Genomic DNA, 275 nt, shown 5'->3' with positions numbered 1-275 from the left:
GGCGGTGAGGAGGGGAAGGCCAGTGAGTTCGGCCAGGTTCCGGCAGGCGGCTTAGGCGTATCCGGCCTGGGCATTCAGGCCGGTGCCGATGGCCGTGGCACCAAGCTTGATCTCGTGGATCAGCATGTGGGACTCGTCCAGGCGTGCCCGGTCGTCGCCGATGGTCACCGCATAGCCGCCGAACTCCTGGCCCAAAGTCATGGGGACAGCGTCCTGCCACTGGGTGCGGCCCATCTTCACGACTGTCCGGAACTCGCGGCCCTTTTCGGCGAACG

Annotated in this window: 1 pseudogene; it reads right to left on the bottom strand. The window is 66.5% G+C overall.

Annotated features, from left to right (window positions below):
* Positions 1-54: 54 nt before the first annotated feature.
* A pseudogene (locus tag N7568_RS23320) lies at positions 55-275 on the bottom strand (lyase family protein); the annotation flags it as partial.

The organism is Paenarthrobacter aurescens, assembly GCF_025421775.1.
In the GTDB taxonomy this organism is placed as follows: Bacteria; Actinomycetota; Actinomycetes; order Actinomycetales; family Micrococcaceae; genus Arthrobacter; species Arthrobacter aurescens_B.
Note: the sequence above shows the minus strand (reverse complement) of the source record. Positions and strands in the feature narration are given on the sequence as shown.